We start from the raw sequence: 1,069 nt of genomic DNA on the forward strand, positions 1-1,069 counted from the left end.
TGTTACTTCAGGAGCTCCACCAAGTAGTGGAGGAAGTAGCGGAGGCAAAAAGAAAAAATCTAGCGCTCAAGGATTTGCTTTAAAAACTGCTACCTTAGATCAACCAGTAGCATCTTCAATGTTTAATAAAGCAAGCTCTATTTCAACATTTGCTGATTATCCTGGAGAATCAATTGCACCAATGATGAGAAGTGGGCTTACTACCTTTGCAACTCCAGTAAATAGTATGCCAAAAGCCACATTTTTAAAAACATCTGCGAGAACTTTAAGAAGTCCTTTACTATCTAAATCTAAATCAGTGTACGGATATAAACCATCTATAGCACACGATGGGGCTTCGCTAGAGAAATACTTTAAAAATGATATAGAGTTTTTAAAAGAATTAGAAGCAGCTATAAAGAAAGTAACTAATGCGATTGGTTTATTAGATACTAAGATGAAAAATGCTTCAGCTTCAGATAAAGCGAAATATTTACAGGAACAAAATAAACTATACGTAGAACAGCAAAGGTTAATAAAAGAGCAAATAAAAGCTGAAGGTGAACTCCAACGTCAAAAGAATTGGCTTAAAGCTAATCTTAAGAAAAAAGGCTTCAATATTGATAATGCAACAGGCAACATGACCAACTACGAAGAACTTCTTAGAAATAAAGCCGATGCTGTAAATAAAGCAGAAGAAAAATCTAATAAGAAAAATGCTAAAGATGCAGACAAAGATAAATACGAAAAGCTTAAAAAAGAATATGACGAAATGAAAAAAATGGCCGATGCTTATTTCGATCTTGAATTTGATAAGATTCCTAAACTAGAGCAAGAATGGGAAGATTTGAATAATAAGAGAATTGAAGCTGAAAAGGAAATTAAGAAACTTCAAGAGGAAGCATGGCAAACAAGTTGGGATGCTAAATGGGTATCAGCCGACAAGCATGTGAAAGAGCTTAACAACGAATTAGCAATGGTAGATATATTAATGAAAAATGCTTTTGGTAACCGAAAAAGATGCACTAAATGAAAAAGAAAAATTGAGTTACATAGAAAAACAAAAAGAAAGAAATGAAAGACACTAATA

At 33.1% G+C, this 1,069-nt stretch carries 1 protein-coding gene; it reads left to right on the forward strand.

What is annotated here, in order from left to right; all coding sequences use genetic code 11:
• On the forward strand, window positions 1-1,012 hold a 1,012-nt coding region (locus T473_RS18750), incomplete at its 5' end, for a hypothetical protein (RefSeq protein WP_029791875.1).
• Between the last annotated feature and the right edge of the window lie 57 nt (window positions 1,013-1,069).

It is taken from the genome of Clostridioides mangenotii TR, assembly GCF_000498755.1.
Taxonomy (GTDB): domain Bacteria; phylum Bacillota; class Clostridia; order Peptostreptococcales; family Peptostreptococcaceae; genus Metaclostridioides; species Metaclostridioides mangenotii_A.